General features: G+C 40.5%; 11 protein-coding genes and 1 tRNA gene. 2 read left to right on the top strand and 10 right to left on the bottom strand.

What is annotated here, in order from left to right:
• Positions 1–45 precede the first annotated feature (45 nt).
• The 8 genes from ACPFYS_RS02960 to ACPFYS_RS02995 all read right to left on the bottom strand — a co-directional run bounded on the left by ACPFYS_RS02960 (position 46) and on the right by ACPFYS_RS02995 (position 11866).
• A complete protein-coding gene (locus ACPFYS_RS02960; RefSeq protein WP_427875845.1) occupies positions 46–249 on the bottom strand; it encodes a hypothetical protein in 204 nt (67 codons plus the stop codon).
• Positions 246–4025 carry a helicase gene (locus tag ACPFYS_RS02965; RefSeq protein WP_427875846.1) on the bottom strand — a complete coding sequence of 1260 codons (3780 nt, stop codon included), beginning with the start codon at positions 4023–4025 and terminating at the stop codon, positions 246–248. Before ACPFYS_RS02965 ends, ACPFYS_RS02960 begins: the two co-directional genes overlap by 4 nt.
• A 67-nt stretch (positions 4026–4092) precedes the next feature.
• On the bottom strand, positions 4093–5481 hold the full coding sequence (locus ACPFYS_RS02970) for an FHA domain-containing protein (protein WP_427875847.1): 1389 nt from the start codon (positions 5479–5481) through the stop codon (positions 4093–4095).
• A 62-nt stretch (positions 5482–5543) separates the two neighbouring features.
• The gene (locus ACPFYS_RS02975; protein ID WP_427875848.1) at positions 5544–6515 is read right to left on the bottom strand and encodes a polyphenol oxidase family protein; all 972 of its coding nucleotides are present in this window, start codon (positions 6513–6515) and stop codon (positions 5544–5546) included.
• Positions 6516–6529: 14 nt separating this feature from the next.
• Positions 6530–7393, bottom strand: a complete 864-nt coding sequence (locus ACPFYS_RS02980; RefSeq protein ID WP_419398878.1) for an aldo/keto reductase — start codon at positions 7391–7393, stop codon at positions 6530–6532.
• A 197-nt stretch (positions 7394–7590) separates the two neighbouring features.
• Entirely contained in the window at positions 7591–10347 is a 2757-nt protein-coding gene (locus ACPFYS_RS02985) for a polyribonucleotide nucleotidyltransferase (RefSeq protein WP_427875849.1), read from the bottom strand.
• A 443-nt stretch (positions 10348–10790) separates the two neighbouring features.
• On the bottom strand, positions 10791–11060 hold the full coding sequence (gene rpsO, locus ACPFYS_RS02990) for a 30S ribosomal protein S15 (protein ID WP_427875850.1): 270 nt from the start codon (positions 11058–11060) through the stop codon (positions 10791–10793).
• Positions 11061–11254: 194 nt separating this feature from the next.
• On the bottom strand, positions 11255–11866 hold the full coding sequence (locus tag ACPFYS_RS02995) for a teichoic acid transporter (protein WP_427877618.1): 612 nt from the start codon (positions 11864–11866) through the stop codon (positions 11255–11257).
• Positions 11867–12294: 428 nt separating this feature from the next.
• Between ACPFYS_RS02995 and ACPFYS_RS03000 the strand changes: the two genes are divergently transcribed.
• Together ACPFYS_RS03000 and ACPFYS_RS03005 are read left to right on the top strand one after the other, a co-directional pair.
• Entirely contained in the window at positions 12295–12996 is a 702-nt protein-coding gene (locus ACPFYS_RS03000; RefSeq protein WP_427877620.1) for a DedA family protein, read from the top strand.
• Between the two features lie 117 nt (positions 12997–13113).
• A tRNA-Ala gene (locus ACPFYS_RS03005) sits at positions 13114–13186 on the top strand.
• Positions 13187–13265: 79 nt separating this feature from the next.
• Here the strand turns inward: ACPFYS_RS03005 and ACPFYS_RS03010 are convergent.
• Positions 13266–15830 carry a hypothetical protein gene (locus ACPFYS_RS03010; protein ID WP_427875851.1) on the bottom strand — a complete coding sequence of 855 codons (2565 nt, stop codon included), beginning with the start codon at positions 15828–15830 and terminating at the stop codon, positions 13266–13268.
• Positions 15831–15915: 85 nt separating this feature from the next.
• Positions 15916–17505, bottom strand: coding sequence for a hypothetical protein (locus ACPFYS_RS03015; RefSeq protein ID WP_427875852.1), 1590 nt, complete (start codon positions 17503–17505; stop codon positions 15916–15918).
• Positions 17506–17694 lie beyond the last annotated feature (189 nt).

A 17694-nucleotide genomic window follows, 5' to 3' on the forward strand; every position in this document is an offset into this window, starting at 1 on the left:
AGCAATATTAAAAATCAGCTTTCCACTCAATACTCAAGTACAGAATTATCTTCCTCGCTCAGAAAACACAGCCCAGTGAGGAGGTAGTTCGCCTAATATTCGATTATCGTCATCACTCTGTTTTTGCTCAACAGTTTGCATATCGGAAGGCTCGAGCTTTACGCCATCTGCGTCGAAACGTTCAGAACCTTTGCGCACTACGCGAGTATGTTCGCGAGGTGAACGTCGATTTGGATTATAACCACTCACTGCTCGTCACCGTAAAGCTCTCCGAGTCTAGAAACTACTCGATCTACTTCTTTTTCAGGATTTACGAATGCTCCAACACTCCACACGTTCATAACAGACCATCCGAGTGATTCCAAATCCTGAACCATTATGCGGTGACGTTCACGAGTAGATTGCACGCTCATAAACTGCGCATCGTCAGTCAAAATCGCTACAGCAAAAGGTTTATTTGAAAGACCAACGGCCAGCGGTATACGAAGTCCACGATCAAAACCGTAATTTAACGCAACTTTCAATCCGCGAGCGCGTATACGTTCCGCTAGATCTGAGAACAGAACGTTTCCTACAGCTGCGGCTTCAGCTTTAGCAGTTACTGCAGCAAATCCTTCTTCATCTTCTGGTCTAAGAGGATCATCACCAAGCTGTTCTGCCCAAATAAGCAATTCTTTAAGAAGTTTTGGACCTTCCTGATGAATTCTGTCATCTTCCATATCTTTAGAAGTAAAGGCACATACAATATCCAAGTGACGTTTAGCTAAAGCCAAAGCGTCAAGAAGCATTCCACTGCCGCCTTCTTCTTCCAAAATGCCAAACTGTTGCAAAAGTCTTCCGTGAGATGTTTTTGCGTAGCAAAGTGAAAGTATTACATCAGTTGCTACAGCTCCTGGAGCCTCATGAATGCTCACTAGTCGCACATGGCGTAAGAAGCGAGCCATGTTGTCATCTTTAATAGCAAGAGACTTTAACTCTGCTCCTAGTCGACTACGGAACACGTTTGTAAGTGTTACTACTGCAAGAACGTAGCTTGATGGAACCACGGTGAAAGTTTTCGCACGTTGTTCAATGAGTGAAACAACTTCATCTATTTCTCGTTGACTACTTTCAATCAAACCAGTTGACATTACTGGCACACCAGTAGCTTCAATCTGATGCAAACGAACTTTTCCTTGCAAACGCTCAACAGGAATATCGTGTCGAAGTAAACCATATCCGTGTTCTTCAAGGAAATTAGCTAAACGCAGCGAACGCCTCGATGCTCGAGATTCTACTGTAACATTCGGAAGAATATTAATCAGCGCATTTAAACTTTGCGAGCTAACAGTCTTTTTATGAGCTAACACAACTACTTGCTTAGCGCGCGCAAGAATAGAAAGAAGCTCAAGATTATTCATATGTTCTGCTGCATCTATTATAACCGTGTCAACAATTGGACTGCACGATGTGAGCATTACAAGAGTAGACGGCATAGCAACAAGAATTGGCTTAGCTGCTAACACAATATCTTTGTGATTTTTAAGTAGATTTTTAAGAGTAATACCAGCTCTGTTACTTGCGAGCATAGTATGAAGCTGATTAGCTTCTTGTGTACGCGAAAATAGCAAATCACAAAGTTTCTTCATGCTTTCCTGTTGAATCATAGGACCAACAGAACGAACATGCTCAGTATCGACTTGTACGAAACGGTCAGAAGCATCTTGTAAAGCAGAACCATCTTGATTAGAAATAATCGCTGAAGAACTAACGATATCTTCAAAAACAGTAGTCCACCATGCTAAGTGAATTTCTCCGTCCAATGCTTCACCAGTTACTTTACGATGACGCAAATCGTTTACTAAATCAGATAAACCGACGCTCTTAAACTCACTTTCGAGCTTGCAGCGTCCAGGTAAAGTATCTAAAGCAGCGCGATCATCATGTAGGTCTTGCAAACGGTTATCGAGTTGAGCAAACTCAATATTTTCAAGATCTGCACCAAGTTTTGTAGTTGCAAGTACTGTATCAAGTGCTACAAGGTGACGAGCAAGCATTTCTTGAGTGCTAACTATTTCGTCTAATTTTGGTGGTAGTACAGGCCAGCCTCCATGAGGTACGAACATGCGCCATTGATCTGCCTGCTGTGACACGATTTTCAGTGCTTCATGAAGATCGTCGACTTTTGCTCCAACTCGTAGCATATTACGAGCTTCTTTAACGTAATGTCTACGCTGCCAGAAGCCCATAACAGTACCCTCAGCTTTTCGCACAGCTTTAGGCTTGCTTGCCTCTATCATAGCGTCTAAGTCACGCTCAAAAATTTCAGGCTGGAAAACGTCCAGAACTCTACGCAAATTTTTAAGTACACTAACCTGCCTTCCCCATTCCCGAGCAGTAGAAGGAACTGGGAATCCACAGCTTTGTACAGTAGTTTTTACTTGTTCTCTAGTTGCAGGAAGAAGTTTAAGAAGCAAATCAACTACACGCTGATAAACTGCTACAGCTTCGCCTTCATCAAAAACAGACGCACCAAACCAAGGTGTATCATCAGGCTGAACCGTAAACTCACCAAGCTCATCAGCTTCATGAAGTTTTTGTACCCACTTGTCAAGATCATTAGCAAGAGACCTAGCAGCGTCAACATCTAAACGCACATGAGTAGAAGGATGTGAAGGGAGCATTGCAATAGCAGCCAAATTTTGCATAGTCTGGTATGCGGAAACACCCCAGCTCTCATTTACTCCATGCAAATCACCAAGGTATCTTGTTAATCGAGAGCGAACTCCTACAAGCTCATCAGCAACCTGCTCAAAACGAGATGTTGCTACACTTTGCCGCGCACCTACTGCAGCAATAAGCTGTGAATCAATATGTTTTGCAGCATGACCGTCAGATACGTCAAGAGAAAGAGAAGAAATTTCGTTATCGCTTAAAGTACGCCTAAATCTGCGTTGCTGTTCTATAACATTTGGCACGTAAAGCACAGAACGTCCGAGAAGAGCCGAATGTGATGCTATTGCACTAGCAACATTAGTGGAATCCGATCCTGCATCAACATCAATAAAAAGCGAAGTTCCTTTTGCAACAAGATCCGCGGCGTAACGCACACTGTTATCAACATCTCCGACTTCGTACTCATTGTGAGGATCCGCATCGAACGGGCTGTATTCTTGTTTATTTTCCGCCTTAAGTTCATTTGCAGCGTACTCATCACCAGCTAAAGCGTCAATTACTGTGTTACCTACACTTCCAGCTTGTAACGCTTCAAAAATTTTGTCACTTTCTGAAAGGAATCTTGAACCTGCGTCTGTAAAGCAGCCGAGAATAATATCTCTTTCAATATCAAAATCTGGGAACGCACGACGAGCCTGCTGGCAGATTGCTTCAAAAACTACTGAAGTTTCTGGCGTTCCACTTTCGTAATTAGAGCCGTCAAAAAGTACTTCTTCTCGCAAATCAATTCCACGCTCTTTTAGCCTTACTACAAGCGAATGGTTAAGACCAACGTTGCCAGAGAAGCAGATTGTTGCAGCAGTCTCATCTTTTGCAGTATCTCTTACTACGTGCACTGGATACGTAAGTACAGGAACGTGATTTCCATTCCAAGAAGCTACGCCAACCACAAGCGATAGTTCAGAAACGCCGCTTTCATGCGCTTTTGCATCTCTATCTTCAAAAACTCTCTCAAGTCTTCTTCCTGCAGCTCGCAACATTCCAGCATCTCTGAATAACGCTTTTAATGTCACTTTTCCGCTTGCAAAAAGCTGAGCTATACCAGATGGATGAGCGTGAGTTAATTCCAACTGTGCCTGCAGTTTTGTAATATCTTCTAGCGGAGAAGGCGTAAGTTGCAACTGGTACTGTTTACGCCACTCTTGTATGCGCTGCAACGCTTCAGCTCTAGCGGCAGACACTGACTGCCTGTTAGACTCATCCCTGCTTAGAAATACACTGCGTTCTGTTGGCGAAGCATTTCTATCCTGCAAATCTTGTGGAGAATTATTCAAATCTTTTGCTTCGTTCATACCATTAATATTGCTCATACTGATTCTCTCACTTTGTTGCACTCATCGTCACTTGTAATCGTCTAGTTTTAATAATATCCACGAATCACTGGCCTATAGCTTTACGGTAAGCACTATATCCCTCATTGTGGGCTAATGCTTTTTCTACATCACTGTTACCGGAAGCTGCTAGCCAAGCATACAAATCATCGTATAATCCTGTATTTTCTGCAAGGAATGGAAGTAGTTCGCGATATTTTGCCATCTCAAACTGTTCCGAAAAATCTGCACTATTTTTAGCTTCTTCAGAAGTAAATCCTCCTGCTTCAACTAAATCTTGATGAGTATCAAACTCGCCTTTTGAAACTTTATCAAATACAGATCCTGGTTCAAAAGCTGGTTTATAAGCTGTATCAATATCTTCACTATCAACGATTCCTGCGGTTTCTGCAGTTTCAGCAATTTCTGCAATTTCTACAGATTCCGGAGATATTTGAGATACTGGATATGCCTGAGACATTTGCGCTTCTAGCTCAACTTGTTCGTCACTTACTTGTGCGTTTGCTTCCGGAGTAGTTTCTGCATTTACTTCAGCGTTTACTTCAGAACCCGTTTCAGTATTTACTTCAGAATTATTATCTCCTTCATACTGATTGTCATCATTTTGACCGTACAAAGATTCAGACTGAGATATTGCAGAATTAGCAAACATTGCTGCTTGCATCATATGCTCATCTTCCACGTTATCATTCTGATTACTGTAAGTGTTTTCAACAGATTCAGTATGCTCTGACTTATCCTGAGAAATCTCAGCTTGAGCATCATCAAAAAGATTACGAGGCTCAACAGGTTCCTCTTTCTGTTCCATAACTACAGGAAGAGTTACATTATTATTTTCTAATAAAGCTCCAGAATTCAATGCCGCATTTACTGCAGAATCTGCACCATTATTATGATTCCACGACAATCCCGGCTGAGAAACAGACTGCGCGTGGAATATTCCCGTAGGTTCTCCAGCTCGCAAATCAAGTATTTGATCTACAGAAAGATCAGAAGCATCCGGTTCCTTACGCGCTGAATCAGTAGCATAGGAGAACAAATCTTTTACATGCTCTCCAGAATCAGCATCTTCTTCGATACGTACGAAATCTATAGGAACATCACCGAATTGCATTCGCATAAGAGTATCTGGAAGATGGAAGTCCACTCCTGATTCCAAACGCATCAAATTACCATTATTGCCAACTACGTAAGTGCCGTTTGTAGAATCAAGATCGCGTATAGTCGCAACTCCCTTTTTATCTACAATAAGTAGTGCGTGACGCTTAGACATAGAACGCTTGTTATCTACTATGTCTATGCGCTTGAAACCATCTTCGCGCAAAGGACGTATAGGCTTTCTACCTATTTCTACTGACTCACCAGCACCTACTCGTGCTTGCTCTACTCCGCCCACGGTAATCATCCAGCGCTGCACGGTTTGTCTCTCACTCACCTAACCTGCTCCCTTCAAAAAACACACTACTTACTATTGTGTCATGCTTTATGTATATTGCGCTAGTTTTTATCGATTTTATACACAAGAGCAAGAAGTCTACCCTCGTGAGATTTTCCAGCTAAACTAGCGCGCCGATGAGAATACCAGAGTGGATTTTCAAGAGTACACATTGCATTCTGCAATTCACGCATACGATTGGATAAAGATTGTCCCTCTCCATCTACTTCGCAAATTGTTCGCAATTCCTCATCTTCAGATAAATATTGCGTTGCAGCTGTAACTCGCGGTAAAGCATCAACAATATTCGCTACTCCTGCGAGCGCTAAATCTATTCTCGCAGCTTCAGCAATATCAATACCGATTCCACCAAAACGCGTTTGTGTTACAGTTTGCGGATATCTTTTTTCAAAGTCTCGTGCTATTTCATCACCAACTTCGTAACAATTTCCGCAAATGCATGGACCGAGCACTGCTGTTATGCGAGAACGCTCAGCTCCCTTTTCACACATTGCGTCAACAGAAGAATCAAGCACGCCAGCCATCAATCCTTTTCGTCCGCAATGCGCTGCTGCAATAATTCCAGCTTCATCATCAGCAAGCAAAACAGGTAAACAGTCTGCAGCAAACATTCCTAAAGCAAGCGAGCAGGCTGTAGAAACTTGTGCATCCGCATTAATTCTCAATGTAGAATCTGCGAAACCTGTTGCGTCAAAACCGTAGCCTGTATTCAATGAATCAACTATGGTGTCTGCATCAAATACGTTCCTGCCATGAACTTGGCTAACTAAGCATAAATCTGCTTTTATAGCTCTCTGCAATGCGGCTCTATTACTGGCGACTGCTTCTACGCTATCGCCTGCGCGTCCACCTAAATTAAGTGAAGCAAATGAACCTTCAGATATACCTCCTAGTCTCGTAGTAAAAACTGCTTGTGTGCGAGACCCTAAGGCTACTGGGATTGTTACTGGTATTGGTAGTCCTTTATCATCCTCATGCGGAAGTGGCATACCTGTTACGCTTGTTTCTTGCATTTTAGTGTTTTCTTTCAGCCTAAATAAGCCAACTCTTCATTACTTAATTGCAAATCTGAAGCTTTCAAACTATCTAAAATTGTGGCCGGTCTGTGTGCTCCAGGAATTACAAATACGTGATCGCCTTTAGCGAGTTCCCAAGCCAAAACTACTTGCTGATAACTTACGTTATGATTTTCTGCAACTTTGCGGAATGGATCGAAAAGATGCTCATCATAAGGGTGACGGAATCCACCAAGAGGACTCCAGCAAACAAAAGCAATTCCAAGCTTTTCGCAATATTGCAAAGTATCTTCATTCTCTAAATGAACTGGAGAATATTGATTTTGTACTGCTACTAGCTTTTCTCCTAAAATGTTGCGAGCGATATCGATTTGCTCTACAGAAGCGTTAGAAATACCGATTTCTCGAGCAACGCCTTCATCAAGCAACTGCTGCATTGCTTCAATAGACTCATTGTATGGAACTTCTGGATCTGGTCTGTGGAAGTAAAGAAGATCAATAGTGTCAACTCCTAAAGCCATTGCGGACTCTTTGGCATGCGCAATCAAATGCTCTGGTTTGCCATCCTTACCCCATGTTGGTCGTCCGTCGGTAAAGTTACGGAAGTGACCGACTTTAGTAGCAACCAGAATAGAAGATTTGTCACCCTTCCAGCTTTCTAAAGCCTCACGAACAAGTTTTTCACCAGTTTGTTCCTCGCCGCCAGAGCAGTAATATGCCCAAGCTGTGTCAATATGCGTACAACCTGCATCAAGAGCCGCATGAATTGTTTCAATACCCATGTCATGGCCAAGATTGTTTTCTATTGTTAAAGGCATTTCGCCAAAACCAATAGCAGTTGTATCAAATGAACCTAACGCACGATGCATAACCATAAGTCACCCCTACTTTGACGGTAATTAAAATTTCTTATTTTAACCTATGTTTTTATAATATTTTATTGCAGAGATTGCATAAAGCATTATTTACTAGAAATGCCCTCAAAAGCAGACGCAATTTGAAGGCATTTCTACAAGTTATTTAATTATTAACTATCGATTAGTATTTAGCTTTTTCGATAAGTTTTATGCGATTAGTCCTCTTCAAATGGATCAAAATCGCGGCGAACACGACGGCGAGGACGCTCAGTACGTTCTTCTCGAGCTGCGCGATACTCGTCATAATGATCATCGTCAGCTGCGTAACGTGGGTTGCGATCCAAGCGACGATCTCCCGAACCACGGCGAGGACGCTCATCGCGATCGGAACGATTAGAACGGTCATCTCTATGACCGTCATAACGGTCGTCACTAGAACGGCGGCGAGGACGCTCATCAAAATCATTGTCATCATAACGACCAGCACGATCCGAACGCTCACCGCGATCATCGTTTCGATCTTCATAACGATCAGAACGGCTGTCGCGATCAGAATATCTGTCGTCACGACGTTCATCGCGCATGCGACGGCGAGGACGCTCATCACGATCATCTTCACGACGGTCGTCACGCATACGGCGACGAGGACGCTCATCACGATCAGCGTGATCGTCACGATCTGAACGAGAACGACGATCGGAATTATCAGAACGCTCACCGCGATCATCGCGAGAACGACGATCATTGCGATCTGCTGGAGCTGATTCTTGATTCTCAAAACCTGGAATTGCTAAGGATATCTTTCCGCGCTCATCTACGCTTTGTACGATAACTTCAACGCTATCGCCTTCTTTAAGAACATCCTCAACAGTGTCAATACGTTCGCCGTTTGCTAAATTGCGAATCTGCGAAATATGAAGCAAACCGTCAGTTCCAGGAGTCAAATTTACGAAAGCACCAAAGCTAGTGGTCTTAACTACCTTACCGGTGAAAGTTTCGCCAGCCTTTGGCACGCGAGGATTTGCAATAGAATCGATGATTTCCTTCGCCTTTTCGGCAGCTTCTCCACCTTCAGAAGAGATGTAAACTGTACCATCATCTTCAATAGCAATCTCAGCACCAGTTTCTTCCTGAATCTGGTTAATCATCTTGCCCTTAGGACCAATAACTTCACCGATCTTATCTACAGGAATTGTGGTTGTGATAATGCGTGGAGCGAACGGGCTCATCTCAGCTGGGCAATCAATGCACTCGTTAATAACTTCAAGAATCGTTGCACGAGCTTCGTGAGCCTGCTGCAAAGCGGCAGCCAAAATATCAGCTGGAATACCATCAAGCTTAGTGTCGAGCTGCAAAGCAGTGATGAACTCGGAAGTACCAGCAACCTTGAAGTCCATATCTCCGAAAGCATCTTCTGCGCCGAGAATATCAGTCAAAGTCTTGAAGATATGCTTTCCATCAACATCGCCAGAAACCAAGCCCATAGCAATACCAGCAACTGGAGCCTTCAAAGGCACGCCAGCTGCAAGCAAAGAAAGCGTAGAAGCGCAAACGGAACCCATAGAAGTAGAACCGTTGGAACCAATAGCTTCAGATACCTGACGAATAGCGTATGGGAACTCTTCGCGTCCAGGCAATACTGGAACCAAAGCCTTCTCTGCTAAGGCACCGTGACCAATTTCACGACGCTTTGGAGAACCTACACGACCAGTTTCACCAGTGGAATATGGAGGCATCTCGTAGTTGTGCATATAACGCTTGGTTTGTGGACCAGAAAGCGCATCAACCTGCTGCTCCATCTTAAGCATGTTCAAAGTAGTTATGCCCAAAATCTGGGTTTCACCGCGCTGGAATAAAGCAGATCCGTGAACGCGAGGAACAACATCAACTTCTGCAGAAAGTGTACGAATATCGCGCAAACCACGACCATCAATACGATAGTCTTCAGTCAAAATGCGACGACGAACGATCTGACGCTGCAATTCCTTAAATGCGTTGCCAAGTTCCTTTTCCTTTTCGGCTTCGTCCATATCAGTGAACTCTTCGGCTATTGCAGCACGCACGCCTTCTTTAATTTCTGCAATGCGATCCTGGCGTGGAAGTTTTTCTGCAATTGAAAGAGCCTCATCCAAATCTTTATGCGCGATTTCGTCAATACGTGCGTAAAGTTCGTCAGTATACTCTGGGAAAAGCTGGAATTCCTTAGTTTCTTTAGCTGCTATACGCTTCAACTCATTCTGAGCGTCGCAAATAACCTTAATAAATGGCTTAGCAGCTTCCAAACCACCGGCAACAACTTCCTCATCTGGCTTAATTTGACCCTCATTGTAGATCAAGTTCCAAGCGTTCTTACCAGCACCAGCTTCAATCATTGCGATTGCAACATCACCGTTTTCAATAACGCGACCAGCCACAACAATTTCAAATACTGCACGCTCGCGCTCGCTCCAGCGTGGGAATGCAACCCACTGGCCGTCAATCAAAGCCAGACGGACACCGGAAACTGGACCTTCAAATGGCAAACCAGAAATCATAGTAGATGCAGAAGCTGCGTTCAAAGCAATAACATCGTAGGCATCATCCGGATTAATTGCCAAAATTGTTTCAACAACTTGTACTTCGTTACGCAAAGTATGTGGGAACAATGGACGTAACGGACGGTCAATAATACGGCATGCAAGCGTCGCTTCGTTAGAAGGACGTCCTTCACGACGGAAGAAAGATCCTGGAATCTTACCAGCTGCATACATCTTCTCTTCCACATCAACAGTTAATGGGAAGAAGTCGTAATTTTCCTTCGGGCTAGAACCTGCAGTCGTCGTCGACAAAATCATGGAATCGTCATCCAAATATGCAGCAACAGCACCATCTGCTTGTTGCGCAAGTCGACCAGTTTCAAAGCGCAATGTGCGCTTACCAAATGAACCATTATCAATAACGGCTTCTACAGCCTTAATTTCGGGACCCTCCACGGGTTCCTCCTTTTCTTAACTTACCTAATCAACCAACATGCGTAATAACATTGGCGACTTCGCATCATTACCATCCATGCGACTATTTGCAACATTTGCAACATTTGCGCAAACGCCAACATTTCATTTCGTAGTGTTTTTTGTTTCGGTTACTTCAATCATCCGTATTCAGTTATATTCACATCCGATGATGTGTTTTTCTTCTTCAGTTATAAACTCTTATTGCGATTTACATGCAACTTTAATGCACTTATTATCGTACTCGCATAATTGATTGGCTACTCACTTACCAATTTTCATACTTTTCTTCACTTGATAATTGCGCTTACCACAACGTAATTTTTACTGCTAAATTACACAAATATAAAGCGAAACTTTATAAAATAACAGAAGTATTTAGTTATAAAAATACAGAAGCCCGAGCTTATGCCCGGGCTACAAAACTATCGACGCAAGCCGAGTCGTTCAATCAAAGAACGATAACGATTGATGTCAACACGCTTCAAGTAGTCAAGAAGACGACGACGATCACCAATCATGAGCATCATGCCACGACGAGAGTGGTGATCATGCTTGTGCTCCTTCAAATGCTCAGTAAGGTCAGCAATGCGCTTGCTCAACAATGCGACCTGCACTTCTGGGGAACCCGTGTCACCCTCGTGAGTCGCGAATTCGTTGATGATGTTCTGCTTATCTTCAGCCGTCAATGCCACGGCGTCCTCCTTAAATCGCTGCGCGGTGCCACAACCTTATGTTGTAGCGCTCTGAATCCGCGGGCGTTACACGCCAAACGTCAATGTTACATCACATGTAGAACAAAACTCTCTGCAACATAATTAAATAATTTTCCACAACTTTCCTCATACCTACATACATACCTACTAGCAGCAACTGATACTAGTGATTCTCACATTGCTGTTATAAATCCACCAAATAAAACAACAATTAAAGACATAACTTCAATAAAGAAGAACATAATAAAAGATGCCCAACTTTTTGTAAGTACATTTAGGCGGGAACGTTTTGGTATAAGAACAAGCAAACCAACAAAAAGTACCGAATAAATTATTACGCCAGAACCTGCAGAGATAATACCCAAATTTGCTGCATTTGCCTGACCGCTTGCAGACCCGTACATAACGTACGTGCCGTACCAGAAGTTCATATTAAGCAAGCATAATCCTGCAATAAACTGTTCAAAAGATAAGAAAACAAGAAGTAGCAATCTCCAAAACCATTTGCTTGACTCTATTAACGCCATTGCAATGCTAGTAAACACTAGTACTGTGATCATCCAAGATATGAATACAATACCTTGTGAAGAAAAATGTGAGCAGCAATCTATAACTGAATAAGTACTGCGCAAAGCAAGAGTACGTCCAGCCCAATAAGGAAGAACTATTGCCATTAGTAACACAATTAAGTACACTACCCAACGTTTTGGTCTTGCGTTTTTTCTAGAAATATCCGCTATCGACAAATCTGATTCGAAAGATTCAGTTTCATAGCTTTCATACACATCTTTTTTTGATTTTTTTACGCTTACTTGCTTCTTAACAGCAACTTCGTCGTTACTTGCAACTAAATGTTCGTCAGCGCACGCTATATCTGAGTTTTTTGCGTGATCCTTCTCTACATTTTCCGCATCTTTATGCGCATTATCGCTACAATCAAGATTCTCAGAGGTTACAGCCTTACCCTTCGCTGTCATTTACTCACTCCTTTTGAACGTCTCAAAATTTGAAATAATTTTAAAGACGTTTCACGAAATATACTTCCAACATTTACGTGCTTTTTATCTATTTTAAAACATGATACTCAACCATGTATCCGTTTATACTGACTGCTACTCTCTTATACATACAGTTACAGCTACGAATGTGTTGCAATACTTACTTAATCGTACATGTTGCAGACATTCCACGCGCATTTATGACAGGAATTTTCATGGGATTTGTTCAGTTTATTCTTCACCTGCTTAAAGATCCTCGCTCGGCCATAGCCAGCTGGATTGCGATGGGCACAGCCCCAGCACTCGGACTTATTTTCCTTATTATTTTTATAGAAACAGGCGTAGTTTTCTTCCCATTCCTTCCGGGAGATTCACTTCTTTTTGCATCAGGATTCTTCGCCGCAAAAGACTCTACTGGGCACAGTCCACTTCCTCTGCCTCTTCTACTTGTTGTAGTTTGGCTAGCACCTATTATTGGTGATCAGTGCAATTATTTTATTGGTCATTTCTTCGGTCGCAAAATTGTAGAATCCGGCAAAGTTAAAGCTTTAACTCCAGATCGAGTCGCTAAAACAGAAAAAATGATTGACAAATGGGGACCTTTAGCGGTGTTCTTAGGACGTTTCTTCCCATTTATTCGCACTTTCATGCCGTTTATCTCTGGAATTTCAGGAATGAAATGGTCTCGTTTTACTCCTTTCTCTATCCTTGGCGGCATTGTATGGTCTACTTTGTTTACTCTTCTTGGATATTTCTTCGGTAATATTAGTTTCGTACAGAATAATTTTGAGTTAGTAATCGTTGCGATTTTGCTCATTTCACTCGTTCCTACTTTTATTGGGCTATACAAAGCGCATAAAGCAAAGAAAACATCTAAATCAGCTAAAGCAGCTGAATCAGATAAAGCAACAAAATAACTGATAAATCCGAAAAAATAAATAAATTTCGACACTCAAGCACACTGCACTATAAGAAATATTGTTTTTATACAAGATTTGTAGTACAGTGTGCAGAGTTGTCGTAAGACACACATTGGGGCTATAGCTCAGTTGGTAGAGCGCTTCGTTCGCATCGAAGAGGTCGTGGTTTCGATTACCATTAGCTCCACGAAGCCCACTGCATTCATTCCACCGCAGTGGGCTTTTTTATTTCAACAGACTTTACTTTAACAGCAGAGATTTTTTATTCACCTTCCTCTAGTTTTCATATAGTATCCAACACCTAGCAAAGCTGCTACAACAGCTATCACAACAATTCCTGCATATATAAGTACTTCTGAAGATAATGCAGATTTTTTGTGCGTCTGATAAGCAGAAATAGATTTAGAAACAGGCTCTTCGTTTATTACTAAATCATCTTCACTATCTGTAGAACTATTAGTTTCTTGGTTATCTGAACTATCACCATCATCTGCAGATTGCGTAGATTCTTCAGTTCTTATTTCACTATTTTCATTAGCGTCTTTCTTTGCAGCATCTTTCTTCTCTGCCTCTTTTTTTGCAGCGTTTTTCTTTAGCGTGCTTTTCTTATCAGTACTCTTATTGTCTTCACCGTTCTTATCTTGTTTATCTTTTTGTTTATCTTTTTGTTCATCTTCTTTCTTATCTTTCTTACCTTTTTTACCTTTCTTATCTCGTTTATCTATAGTAGAAACGGCAATATTTTTATATTCAGAAGTAGTAACATTACCGGCGCGATCGCAAGCTTCAATCTTCACATTATGTTTCTTATCATCGGCCTTAAGAGTGTGAGAAAAAGAAGTAGCAGAAGCATTTTTATCCGACCACTGTCGAACCAACTTCCCATCTATACTAAGCTTTACAGATTGTAAACCCATATTATCTTTCGCATTCATTCGCAGTACACGACCCTCACCTTCCTCCTGATACGACGTATTATCTTTCAGATTGAGAATGCTTACAGTTGGAGCTGCTGAATCTACAGAAAAACTTAAGGATGCTGGCTTAGCATCAGTTGCGCCACTTTTTACTAAATTATCGTTCGACGAATAATGACCAGCATTATCTATAGAAGAAACTCTTACATGATACGACGCATTTTTCTGAAAATTTTTCGCAGGAATCTTATAAATTCTGCGATACCAACCATTCTCTCTATTAGTTGTAACTGAAAAATCTTTAGAATCTAAAGCCTTAAAATGCCCATCTTGTATTAACGAGACAGTTGGAGCATCGCGCCAACCACTAGGATTAATCTCTTCAATATAAACACTTGGAGCGCTTTTTACATTATGATTATTCAACGAAGTGGTTGGAGAATCAAAACTGTAAATTGATCCTCCTCTGTTTACAGAAAAACTTAAATTACCTTGCGCAGAGTTGCCAGCTAAATCTTGAGCACTCCATTGCAAAGTATAAAAATCATCATCAGCAGGACTACGACTTAAATTCCCGTATTTTACACAAACATTTCCGTCATTTTGAGTTACTACAGGCTTTGCGAGCGCAGTATGCTTTGAGGCACGCAAACTGTACTTTATGCTTGAAGAATCAAGTAGTGAATCTTTGAAAATTATTTCTGGTTCTACTTTTCCAGCATAAGATCCCGAATTACGAACTCCTATAACTTCTACTTTTGGAGCTGTAGTATCTATAACAAACTCATCTTTTATTGGTTCAGACATATTACCTGATAAATCTTGTACAGAATACACTGCTTTCCATTGCGCATCTTTATTAAAATCTACATCTGTATACCAAGTATTCTTCTCAGTTGAACTGTTAGTGAATTTATCTGGAGTAATATTAAACGGTTTATTATCTGCCATGATTATTGCAATAGGAATATCACTATGCGAGTATTGCAAGAACGCGAAATTTGCCTCATTAATTGTTATACGAGCATGCATATAAGTTCTGTAGTATTTGTCGTGCTTTGCAGCAGAATTAGCATATTTAACGCTTATTATTGGCTCCGTATAGTCAACAATAACAATATGAGGTAAAGCAGTACCGTCAGTGGAAATAAAATTAATTTTAGGATTTACAAAGCGAACAGGCTTTTGCACATACGATACAGATTTAACTAAATTCTTATTTACTTCGTCAAGCGACTTTAACGATAAAATCTGCTTATTTTCTTGGTTTTTCCGCGAATTTTTATACAATGTATCAACTTTAATTGAGATTGTATCAAAATCATATATTGTTTCACGATTAAGCGGTACAACAGCAAAGCCAGCTAAAGGATTACTTTGGTAGTAAAAATTAGTACTTTCTTTCAACATACCGTTGCTTACCAGCTTTTCTCCATTTCGAGAAACACGATAAGTTTTCATACTCACTTCAACGCTACGAATTAATTTAGCAGCGTTAATATCGAAACCTCCTATATTAACGCGCACAACAATAGGTTTATTTGTAAAACCGTAGTTGTTAACACTATGAACTAATGATTTATTCGAAACTAAAACTACATCTTTTACAAAAAGTCCGTTAGGCTTACGAGTTTGACTTTCATTAGATTTATCGCGTTTCCTTGCATCTTTTCTATTTACTCTATTCACCGCAGAGTAAACAGTGTGCTGTTGAACAGAATAAGACCTAGTAGTCTTTGCACTACCACGCTCATTTATATTGCACAGCACACTCAAACCAACAGACACAAAAACAACGAATACTAGCATTCGCATTGTGAGCATAATTATGTTCTTTTTACACTCACTTTGCTTTCTTTGCATATGCTGATTTCGTCTATTATTAGACTGCTTGCATTTGTTATTTGAAACCATGATTCCCCCTTTTTTATTCGAACAAATATCTTATTTTTTTACATATTTGCTCGTTTTATATCCCCAATTTTTTAATTATTAAAAGTTAAGTTAGTGTAGTTTGTACATACTGTTTAACAGCATTTTCTATATCCAAAATATGCTGCTTTCGTTTCATACATTCTTCATTTGTTACATTTGTTTCGCGAGCGCAGCTTACTGCGTTATTCACTAATTCCAAAACTTTTTGTGAACTAATTCCACTCCACTTAAATGCAGGTGCCCAAGATTGCACAGATTCCATAACAAGTTCGCTGGAATCTAAACGAATCATATCGTTATTATTTTCTTCCGATAATTTAAGAAGTGAGCTAATTTTTTCAATATAATCTACATAGTATGAGGAGTTATTATTACTATCCGTATTATTAAGTAGCGAATATAAATCTGCCACTTCGCAATACAGTGTTATTTTTGATTTAATATCTTCTGCAGCAGTAGAATCTTTTTCACTATTTTTTGCTTCCTCCATCCATACGGAAGCAACATTAATTCTTGACTGTCTTTCCTCATCCAATACTTCACCAGAAAATCCAGCGAAGTAATACCAGTAGGCTTGGCCAACTGCATAAGTAAAGCGCGTCCAACCGTCAGCATTCTTTCGCATTAATGGCTCATAGTCAGCCATAATTTTCATAAACGACTGTTCTTCCTCAGAATCCCAACGTTTATCTGCAATCTGATATTTCAGAAGCTGTAATAGCGGTTCTGGAGAAATCTTAGCAATCTCATGTTTTTTTAACATACTTTTCTGCAAATTCATCGAACGCTCAACATATGAAAACACTTTATTAGCATTGCCAGTTTTTCTTATTTCTCTTAAGCATGCTCTATAAGAGGTTCTTACATCTTCATTATCTAAAGCACATAATTTGTCATCAGAAATCATTTGAGCTTGTACGCTATGTTCACTATTTGCAATATTTTTCGAAGCAGTCTTATTAGCGGCTCCTCTACTTTCTGCTCCGCAAGATCGCAAAAAATGCAGTGACATAATAAAACACGCAACAAGAGCAAGCATTGAGCAAATTACTACAGCAGTGCGCTTGGCTAGAATCTCTCCGCTTTCTGCATAAATATTATTAGATTCATATAAATGTGCAGATTTTTGTTTACGAGCAAAAAATCCAGTAAATTTGTTAACAGTGTTTCCATGCTTTGCACGTAAGCTATTACGGTTGCTTGAATCCGAACGCGTTTCCTTAGCTCTGCATAAAACTCCGTAATTATTTTTTACGGCTTTAGTATTATTATCTGCATTTAATTCCTCAGAACTTGCAGAAATATTCTGCAATCCGTCTGCTTTAAGTAAACAAGAACGCAAAGCTATTGCTGCAATTTCATGATTTCGATATTGATCTATAGAATCGCACAGATACTCGCTAACTAGATAAGCATTACCGTTTTCTTCAACAACATCGACAATATTTGGAAAAGATAAATACTGTACTTTATGTAAAGCGTTTAGTATGCTATTTCGACGCAAAAACAGTTTATTACGATCATCTTGCGTAAGTGGAAATAATGCTACAAGAACACGTTTTTTACGAGATATTGTATCTGAAGCAAGAAAAACAGCAGCATCATCTGAAAAAAGTTGCCCTAGCAACTGATATCTACCTGATACCAAAGCCATACTAAACACCTCCCCAATTACGCGTTAAGCACAATTATTTTTAAAATACTTAAGTTAACTAAAAGTTTTTAAACGTTTTTGATTAGCAAAACTTACGTAAAACTAATAGTTGCGACCACTTTACACAATAAAAAATTTTAAAAAAAGATTTTTTCAACATTGTGGATACAGGCTTAACAAACCCTAGAA

Origin of the sequence: Gardnerella sp. 2492 (assembly GCF_050320365.1) — a bacterium.
Lineage (GTDB): Bacteria > Actinomycetota > Actinomycetes > Actinomycetales > Bifidobacteriaceae > Bifidobacterium.

What these genes read in the sequence shown, in the direction of transcription:
- ACPFYS_RS02965 (WP_427875846.1), bottom strand. Translation starts at nt 4,025, where the DNA reads ATGAGCAATATTAATGGTATGAACGAAGCAAAAGATTTGAATAATTCT.
- ACPFYS_RS02975 (WP_427875848.1), bottom strand. Translation starts at nt 6,515, where the DNA reads ATGCAAGAAACAAGCGTAACAGGTATGCCACTTCCGCATGAGGATGAT.
- ACPFYS_RS02980 (WP_419398878.1), bottom strand. Translation starts at nt 7,393, where the DNA reads ATGGTTATGCATCGTGCGTTAGGTTCATTTGATACAACTGCTATTGGT.
- ACPFYS_RS03000 (WP_427877620.1), top strand. Translation starts at nt 12,295, where the DNA reads ATGGGATTTGTTCAGTTTATTCTTCACCTGCTTAAAGATCCTCGCTCG.
- ACPFYS_RS03010 (WP_427875851.1), bottom strand. Translation starts at nt 15,830, where the DNA reads ATGGTTTCAAATAACAAATGCAAGCAGTCTAATAATAGACGAAATCAG.
- ACPFYS_RS03015 (WP_427875852.1), bottom strand. Translation starts at nt 17,505, where the DNA reads ATGGCTTTGGTATCAGGTAGATATCAGTTGCTAGGGCAACTTTTTTCA.